We start from the raw sequence: 7,786 nt of genomic DNA, 5'->3' as shown, positions 1-7,786 counted from the left end.
TGCGCCGCTAACCCACCCTACAAAAGCTACGCGCCACCAAACCGCTCATCTTATGCAACACCTAATTGGGACATAGCCTTGGATAAGCGGCGCTTAGGGCGGCAAGCAGCCCGGCGCGCGGGCTGCCCAGCCACTGTGCGGGTTGTTTGCGGCCAGCAAATATCCGATTTACAGCGGCTTAAAGACCATCAAGGCATAGATCGCCAGCATGGCCACGAAAGCCGGCACACCCAGATAGAACCAGATACGCGCATAGCGCCAATAGGCGGCCGGCAGCGCCTGCTCGGCAGCCAGAGCGGCCAAGGCCAGGGCACGCATGCGGTACTGCAGCCAGACCACCGGCAGCCAGCAGGCGCCGGCCAAGGCGTACAGCAACAGGGTCCAGACTATCCAGGCGCTGCCCAGCGGATAGCCTGCGATCTGCAGCATCCACAGACCCGTCAGCGGCTGCAGGATGATCGCCGGCGTGGTGAACAGCCAGTCGGCCAGCACCACCAGGCGCCCCATATAGGCGATAGCGCGCACCTCGCCACTGCGGTCGACCATCCATTTGTAGAAGGCCGTGCCAAAGCCCACGCCCACCAGGACGGTGGCGCTGAGAATATGCAGGTATTTCAGGCTCAGATAGAGCATGGCCGTACCCCCACGCTGACCCGCAAACCCTCCAGTTCGGCCAGGTATTCCTCGACGCTGAGCAGCCCCAGGCAGGGCATGGCGCCGCGCTGCTCCAGCTGCTTGGCCGCCAACTTGCGCGCCAGGGCTACCGCCGCCATGCAGGGGATATTCGGCCCATGGTTATCCGCCGCGACTATGTCCCAGCACAGGCTCAAGGGCTGGCCCTGTAGGTCTTGCCCCTGCAAGCGCACGAACATGCCGCTCAGGCCGTCGCCCAAGGGCTCCAACCACACCGCGCCGCGGTGCAGCCAGGCGGCCAGGGGCACGCCGCTGCGCAGCAAGCCGCCGCGCACCAGCCAGGACAGCAGCCAGGTGCCGAACTGGGTCAGGCGCAAGCCGACGCCCGCCGAGAAGCGCACACTGCGCACCCCCGGATAACGCGCGGGAAACAGCTCCAGGTCGGGAATATCGCAGTTGCCCAGCCAGCGCCGCCCCAGAGGTGCGGGAAAGCCATGGGTCGCCAAGTCCTGCCAGCCATAGACCGCGCGCCAGGCGCCGTCACGCCATTGGCGCAAGGGCTTGCCGCAATAGTTGAGCACCGCCGCCAGGGTCGAGACCCCCGGGGTCTTCTCCGAGGAGCTGATGCCGTGCCAGATGCTATCCAGGCGGCCGAACTGCGGCAGCAGCTGGTCGATCACCGCGGCGCTCAGCGCCGGCACCGAGCTGGCCCCGCTGCACACCAGCACCCCGGCCTGGCGCGCCGCCTGGTCCAGTTCGGTGATGCCGCAGGCAAACGCGCGGGCATCGGCCAGATCCAGGTAATGCGCCCCCGCCGCGATAGCCGCCCGCGCCACCCGATAATCCTGGCCCTGGAAAGGCCCGGCGGTGGAAATCAGCAGATCCACCTGCAACTCGCGCAGGCGCTCGGCCAGATCCATCTGGTTGCCATCCAGACGCACGGCCTGGCAGCCGACCTGGGTTGCCAAGCGCTCAGCCTTGGCCAAGTCGCGCCCGGCGACCCACACGCGGATGCCGGCGATAGTGCACAGGCGCTGGACTATGACGCTGCCGAAGTTGCCGTAACCGCCCAGCACCACCACCCTGAATTCCTTATCGATCAACTCGCTGTTCCTTATTCAGACCGTCTCTACGGCGTCGCTGTTGAATTGCAGCTCGGCCAGGCGCGCATAGAGCGGGCTGCTGCCGACCAGCTCGGCATGCGTGCCGATGGCCACCAGCTTGCCCTGCTCGATCACCGCGATGCGGTCGGCGCTCTTGACCGTGGCCAGGCGGTGGGCGATCACCAGGGTGGTGCGCCCTTGCATCAGGCGCGGCAGGGCCTGCTGGATCAGGTGCTCGCTCTCGGCATCCAGGGCGCTGGTGGCTTCATCCAGCAGCAGGATCGGCGCATCCACCAGCAGCGCGCGGGCGATGGCCAGGCGCTGGCGCTGGCCGCCGGAGAGGCCCAGGCCCGCATCGCCCAGGTGAGTCTGATAGCCATCGGGCAGCTGCATGATGAACTCGTGGGCATGGGCGACTCTGGCGGCCGCCTCGACCTCGGCCAGGCTCGCCGTCGTCTTGCCGTAGCGGATATTGTCCGCCACCGAGCCGAAGAACAGCGCCGGGTTCTGCGACACCAGGGCGAAGCTGCGGCGCAGCTCATGGGGATCGAGGCGCTGGATCGGCTGGCCGTCGATCAGGATGCTTCCGACCTGCGGGTCGAAGAAGCGCAGCAGCAGATCGAACAGGGTCGACTTGCCGGCGCCCGACGGGCCAACTAGAGCCAGGGTTTCTCCCGGCGCGACCCGCAGATCGATGCCATCCACGGCGAAGCTGCCGGGGCGCGAGGGGTAGGCGAAACGCAGCCCCTGCAGCTCGATACGCCCTTCTACCGGCTGCTGCAGCGTCAGGCCATCGGCCACTGGCGGGGTGATTTCATTGCGCGCCTGCAGCAGCTCGGCGATGCGCTCGGCGGCGCCGGCGGCGCGCTGCAGTTCGCCTATCACCTCGCTCAGGGTGCCGAACGAGCCACCAACTATCAGGCTATAGAACACGAAGGCCGCCAGCTCGCCACCGGATATGCGCCCGGCTATCACGTCCATGCCACCGACCCAGAGCATCACCCCCACCGCACCGAGCACCAGCACTATGACCACAGTGATCAGCCAGGCGCGCTGCTTGATGCGTTTACGCGCGATATCGAAGGCCGCCTCGGCGGACAGGCCGAAACGGCGCACGTCCTCATCCTGATGGTTATAGGCCTGCACCGTCTTGATCTGCCCCAGCGCCTCGCCGACATAGCTGCCGACATCCGCCACCCGATCCTGGCTCAGGCGCGACAGCGCACGCACCCGGCGGCCGAAAATCAGGATGGGCGCCACCACCAGCGGCAGCGCCATCAGCACTATGCCGCTGAGCTTGGGGTTGGTCACCACCAGCAGCACGCTGCCGCCGACCAGCATGATCAGGTTGCGCAGCGCCATCGACAGGGAGGAACCGATCACCGACTGCAGCAGCGTGGTGTCGGCGGTCAGGCGCGACTGGATCTCCGAGCTGCGATTGCTTTCATAGAAGCCCGGATGCAGCTCGATCAGGTGATTGAACACGCACTTGCGGATATCGGCGACAAAGCGCTCGCCGATCCAGGACACCAGATAGAAACGACTAAAGGTGCCGATGGCCAGGGCCAACACCAGCACGAAGAACAGCCCGATCGACTGCTGCAAGGCGGCTGGCGACTGAGTGGCCAGGCCCTGATCGACCAGCAGCTTGATGCCCTGGCCCATGGACAGGGTGATGGCCGCGGTAAACATCAGCGCCAACAAGGCCCCGATCACGCGCCAGCGATAAGGCGCGACGAAACGCCAGGCCATGCGCAAGGCATTGCGCTGGCGGGAAGACAGGATCGAAAGCATAAGCACTCGCTACTGGGCGCTGGGGCGCTAAGGTTCTGGAGGGAGGACAAGGGTACGTCCATGCTAGGAGCCTGTCCGAGAATACGGATTTTTGTAGGTTGGGCTGAGCTCCGCGAAGCCCAACATGCTGACTTTGTTGGGCTTCGTTCCTCAGCGCCAACCTACAGTTTGCAGTCAATTGCTATTATCGGACAGGCTCCTAGGTGGGGGCTGTTCACCCTAAATCAAGCTAAATAGCCGTCAGTCATGCAGGAAACGCCGGGCATGGTCGGCGCTCGGCAACAGGCAGCTGTCGTAGCGGCCGAACAGGCGGTAGCGATTCAGCGCGATACGGTCATAACACCAGTCGCGCAGCGGCCGCGGAATCAGCCGCAGCAGCGCCAGCAGCCGCCAAGGCCCTGGCAGTTGCGCGACTATGTGCAGCACGGCCTCCGAGCGCACCAGCAGTTGCCTGTCCTCGATCAGCGCCATGCTGTCGAAACGCTCGGTGGGCAGGCCGAACCAGGCCAGCAGCGCCTGGCCCTGCGCCGACTGCACCGAGGCCAGGCGAAAGCGCTGCTGGCGGTCATGCCGGATCAAGAACTTCGCCCAGCCATTGCACAGTTTGCACACCCCATCGAACAGTACCACCCGCTCGCCGGGCTGAATAAAGGGGGGAAGCGCTTGATCCGTCATGCCCAACTCCTATACCTGAATAGGCCTGATGCTACTCCAGTCAGGCCGCTGGAATGCGGTAATGGCCGGTGATGGTAAAGCGCAGCAGGATGTCTTCTTCCTGGGTGCCGCGGCCGATATTGTGCAGCACCAGGGGCACCCCGCTGCCAGCTTGGCGGTCGCTGATAATGCCGATATGGCTCAGGCCGCCGCCCAGATCCCAGGTGACTATATCGCCGGCGCGAAAGCGCGCGACCTCCTGGTTGAGTGGCAGCGCCCAGCCCTGGCGCTTAAACCAGGTCATCAGATTGGGCACGCGGCGGTGGTCGATATTGCTGTCGGGGCGGCTTAGTCCCCAGTCTCGCGGATACAGCTGGAAATGCGCGCGCATATCCTGGTGCACCGCCTGCTGCAGATCCAGGCCCTGCTGGCGCAGCGCGCGGATCAGCACATCGGTGCAGACGCCGCTGGCCAGCGGTACATCGCCGTTCGGATAGCTTAGGCGGCGGTAGGTGGGGTCATAGCCCAGGGTCACGCCGACCTGCTCGCGGGCCGCAGTCACCAATTGTTCGGGTTGCAACGCGCTGGCTTCGACAGCCAGCAACCAACCCAGCAACACGCACAGAAATACCCGCATTTGGCCCTCCTTCACCAATCACTATCAACCGCACAAGCGTTTTCACCGTCCCACGGGATAGAGCAGTTCTTCCTTATACCCCGCCCAGACCCGCACCACATCGGGGAAGCCATCGTCCAGCTGCACGTCGCCGCTGTCCACCAGCAAGGGCCGGCCTTGCAGGGTGCCCAGCTTGCGTTTGGTCGCCACCACCCGCAAGTGCTCAAGACCTATGGCGCGCAGCACCCGTGGGCTGATCTGCTGGTTGCCACGACCGATAATATGGCCCTGGCCGCCGATGGCGGTGACCAGCAGGCGCGCCGGATGGCCGTTGACCAGCTCGAACAGCTGCGCCTCGGTCACGTCAGTGGCGAGCAGCTGGCCGTTCTCAATCACATCGACGCCCAGCAGCGTGGTCTGCAGCCCCAGGTTCTGCGCCAGGCCGTGCAGGGTCGAACCGGGGCCGAAGACGTAGCGCACATCCGCCTCCCAGCTATCCTGCAGCCAGTCGGCCAGATCGCCGAGCACCAGTTCTTCGGACTCCACGCCGCCCTGCTTGACCTGCTGCATATAGCCGCCCTCTTGCGGCACGCACAGCTCGCCGTACCAGCGTGCCGTGACCTTGCCTTCACGCAGGGCGTTTTCGTCTATATCACGCACCTCGCCGCTGCTCAGGCGCACCAGGCCGCCTTCGATCAGCCGTGCCGTCAGCTCGCCGGCGGCGCGCGGGCTGATGGCATAGACCCCGGACTGAATCTTCACCCCGGCCGGAATACCCAGCACCAGCTGGCCTTCACGCACCGCCGCGCAGATATCCCGCGCGGTGCCGTCGCCACCGGCAAACAGGATCACGGCCACGCCGGCCTCTTGCAACGACTCCACCGCCTGCCGGGTATCGGCGGCGCTGCTCGGGCCCTCCTGCGGCGCACCGACCAGCCGATGGGCGAAGCCCATCTCGGCCAGCAAGTCGGCGCCCATGGGCCCGGCAAAGGTGACAAATTCCAGGCGCTCGCGCAGCGGCAGCAGGCACTCCAGGGCCGTGCGGGTACGCTGCGCCGCGCGTGGCACGCTGCCCAGGGCCAGGGCCTGTTCGGCCACGCCATCGCTGCCCTTGAGACCAGCCGGCCCGCCCAGACCGGCCAGGGGATTGATAATCAAGCCCAGATGAAATAACGCCATCGCTACCTCGTAAATTTTTCCAACACGGCCTCAGCCGCCCCAGGCGTTTTGCCACAGTGACTGCACGGCCGCCAAGGAGCTGTAGTGTTCGACGCTTTGCCGTCGTTGCAGCTGTCACAGCGCGTTCATCTGGCTCTTCTAGACTGCGCGCACCACCTGATCAGGAGACCGGCCATGAGCATGCACAAGCAGACCAACCAACCCCGCGTTATCCCGATGCCGCCGCAGCAACCGGTGGGCGGCTTTCTTATCGACGCCCAGGGCCGCGAGGTTCCCATCACCGAATCTATGATCCAGCGCGCCTGCAGCGAGCTGGAGAAAAGCTGGGTAACCCCGGCCACGCACCGCTAAATATCAGCCCGTTTTGCCAAGCCCGGACAGTGCAAAACGTCCGGGCTAATCCTTATGTCTCCGTTGCGTGTTGAACCTTGTAGAACGGCCACGTAGGTTGGGTTGAGGCGCGCAGCGACGAAGCCCAACGGCGATGATTCAGGCGCAACCCTTGCCGCCCATTTGGCCTTGTTGGGCTTTGCGCAGCTCAGCCCAACCTACGATCCGTGCCAGAGTTTTGCTTGCAACCCATAACGGGTACATCGCCTTTTTAATCGTGCAATTATGCCTGGCGCAGTGTCGCGCCCAGCGCCGTTACCAGCTGCTGCAAGCCTGGCGCCTGGCCATTAAGGCGAATACTTAAGCCATCTATCTCGCGGCGCATGGGGTAATGCTTGCGCAAGCCATCGAAGGCCGCGCGGCGCGCCGGCGCATCGCCCTGCAGGCTGCGGCGAAAATCCGCATCGTCGCGGCGCGGGTCATACACCGCGCGGCAGAGGGTGGCCAAGGCCCAACTCGGATCTGCGCTGGCAGCTATAGCCAACTCGCTTAACCAGGGCGCCGGCATCAGCTGCTCCAGGCTGACGCTGGACGTCACGGCCAAGTGCCGACACAACGCCTGATAGATCTGCGCCGTGCCGCGCAACTTGCCGTCCAGGCTGTAACCGGCGATATGCGGGGTGGCGATGCGGCACAGGGCGGCCAGTTCGACATCCGCCTGCGGCTCGCCTTCCCAGACATCCAGCACCACCTGCAGGTCGGTGCGCTGGGGCAACAGCTGGCGCAGGGCCTGGTTATCCACCACGGCGCCGCGACTGGCATTGATCAGCCAAGCGCCGGTTTTGAGCTGAGCCAAACGCGCCGCGTCGAACAGATGCCGGGTGGCGTGCTCGCCCTCGGGCTCGAGCGGGGTGTGCAGGCTCAGCACATCGCACTCGGCCACTACCTGCTGCAGGCTGACAAAGTCGCCGCCCTCCGCCGCCTGGCGTGGCGGATCGCAGACCAGCACGCGCCAGCCCAGGGCGCGCAGCACCTTGATCAGACGGCTGCCGACCTGGCCGGCACCGACCACGCCATAGGTGCGCGTCGCCAGGTCGACGCCTTGCTGCTCGGCCAATAGCAACAGGCTGCCCAGCACATAATCCACCACGCCGCGGGCATTGCAGCCCGGCGCGCTGGCCCAGGCGATGCCGGCCTGCTGGAAATAGTCGAGGTCCAGGTGGTCGGTGCCTATGGTGCAGGTGCCGACAAAGCTCACTTTCGAGCCTTGCAGCAGCGCGCGGTCGACCCGGGTCACCGAGCGCACCAGCAGCAACTCGGCATCGGCCACGGCGGCCGCGTCTATGGCCCGACCGGGCAAACGGCGGATCTCGCCGAAACCGGCAAAAAACTCATCGAGCAGGGGAATGTTTTCGTCGGCGACTATTCGCATGTAGGGTCTGTTCCCGTTTCGTTCGTGGCCGCGCCGGAGCCTGCT

The 7,786-nt window shown here is 65.3% G+C and carries 8 protein-coding genes; 1 reads left to right on the top strand and 7 read right to left on the bottom strand.

Going from position 1 to position 7,786, the window contains the following annotated elements; all coding sequences use genetic code 11:
- Positions 1 to 168: 168 nt before the first annotated feature.
- From Q8Q83_RS04190 to Q8Q83_RS04165, 6 genes are all read right to left on the bottom strand, one after another.
- Complete coding sequence (locus Q8Q83_RS04190; RefSeq protein WP_305621394.1) at positions 169 to 633, bottom strand: DUF2269 domain-containing protein; 465 nt, start codon at positions 631 to 633, stop codon at positions 169 to 171.
- Positions 621 to 1,736, bottom strand: coding sequence for a saccharopine dehydrogenase family protein (locus tag Q8Q83_RS04185; protein WP_305621392.1), 1,116 nt, complete (start codon positions 1,734 to 1,736; stop codon positions 621 to 623). The genes Q8Q83_RS04190 and Q8Q83_RS04185 overlap by 13 nt, the downstream gene beginning before the upstream one ends.
- A 15-nt stretch (positions 1,737 to 1,751) precedes the next feature.
- A complete protein-coding gene (locus tag Q8Q83_RS04180) occupies positions 1,752 to 3,530 on the bottom strand; it encodes an ABC transporter transmembrane domain-containing protein (RefSeq protein WP_305621390.1) in 1,779 nt (592 codons plus the stop codon).
- 240 nt (positions 3,531 to 3,770) lie between these two features.
- Positions 3,771 to 4,205 (bottom strand): thiol-disulfide oxidoreductase DCC family protein, encoded by a 435-nt coding sequence (locus Q8Q83_RS04175; RefSeq protein WP_305621388.1) that lies wholly within the window; start codon positions 4,203 to 4,205, stop codon positions 3,771 to 3,773.
- A gap of 40 nt (positions 4,206 to 4,245) precedes the next feature.
- Positions 4,246 to 4,821, bottom strand: a complete 576-nt coding sequence (locus tag Q8Q83_RS04170; RefSeq protein ID WP_305621387.1) for a DUF1287 domain-containing protein — start codon at positions 4,819 to 4,821, stop codon at positions 4,246 to 4,248.
- Between the two features lie 42 nt (positions 4,822 to 4,863).
- Positions 4,864 to 5,979 carry an ATP-NAD kinase family protein gene (locus tag Q8Q83_RS04165; RefSeq protein ID WP_305621385.1) on the bottom strand — a complete coding sequence of 372 codons (1,116 nt, stop codon included), beginning with the start codon at positions 5,977 to 5,979 and terminating at the stop codon, positions 4,864 to 4,866.
- A 174-nt stretch (positions 5,980 to 6,153) separates the two neighbouring features.
- Here Q8Q83_RS04165 and Q8Q83_RS04160 point away from each other — a divergent pair, with 174 nt between their 5' ends.
- A complete protein-coding gene (locus Q8Q83_RS04160) occupies positions 6,154 to 6,330 on the top strand; it encodes a PA1571 family protein (RefSeq protein ID WP_305621383.1) in 177 nt (58 codons plus the stop codon).
- Positions 6,331 to 6,592: 262 nt separating this feature from the next.
- On the opposite strand, the gene pdxB is transcribed toward Q8Q83_RS04160, so the two are convergent.
- A complete protein-coding gene (pdxB, locus tag Q8Q83_RS04155) occupies positions 6,593 to 7,741 on the bottom strand; it encodes a 4-phosphoerythronate dehydrogenase PdxB (protein WP_305621381.1) in 1,149 nt (382 codons plus the stop codon).
- Positions 7,742 to 7,786 lie beyond the last annotated feature (45 nt).

The organism is Pseudomonas sp., assembly GCF_030696055.1.
In the GTDB taxonomy this organism is placed as follows: Bacteria; Pseudomonadota; Gammaproteobacteria; order Pseudomonadales; family Pseudomonadaceae; genus Aquipseudomonas.
The sequence above is the reverse complement of the archived record's forward strand: the minus strand, read 5'-3'. Positions and strand labels throughout refer to the sequence as shown.

Coding starts and splice junctions, on each gene's coding strand:
- Q8Q83_RS04190 (WP_305621394.1), bottom strand. CDS start 633: ATGCTCTATCTGAGCCTGAAATACCTGCATATTCTCAGCGCCACCGTC.
- Q8Q83_RS04165 (WP_305621385.1), bottom strand. CDS start 5,979: ATGGCGTTATTTCATCTGGGCTTGATTATCAATCCCCTGGCCGGTCTG.
- Q8Q83_RS04175 (WP_305621388.1), bottom strand. CDS start 4,205: ATGACGGATCAAGCGCTTCCCCCCTTTATTCAGCCCGGCGAGCGGGTG.
- Q8Q83_RS04170 (WP_305621387.1), bottom strand. CDS start 4,821: ATGCGGGTATTTCTGTGCGTGTTGCTGGGTTGGTTGCTGGCTGTCGAA.
- Q8Q83_RS04160 (WP_305621383.1), top strand. CDS start 6,154: ATGAGCATGCACAAGCAGACCAACCAACCCCGCGTTATCCCGATGCCG.
- pdxB (WP_305621381.1), bottom strand. CDS start 7,741: ATGCGAATAGTCGCCGACGAAAACATTCCCCTGCTCGATGAGTTTTTT.
- Q8Q83_RS04180 (WP_305621390.1), bottom strand. CDS start 3,530: ATGCTTTCGATCCTGTCTTCCCGCCAGCGCAATGCCTTGCGCATGGCC.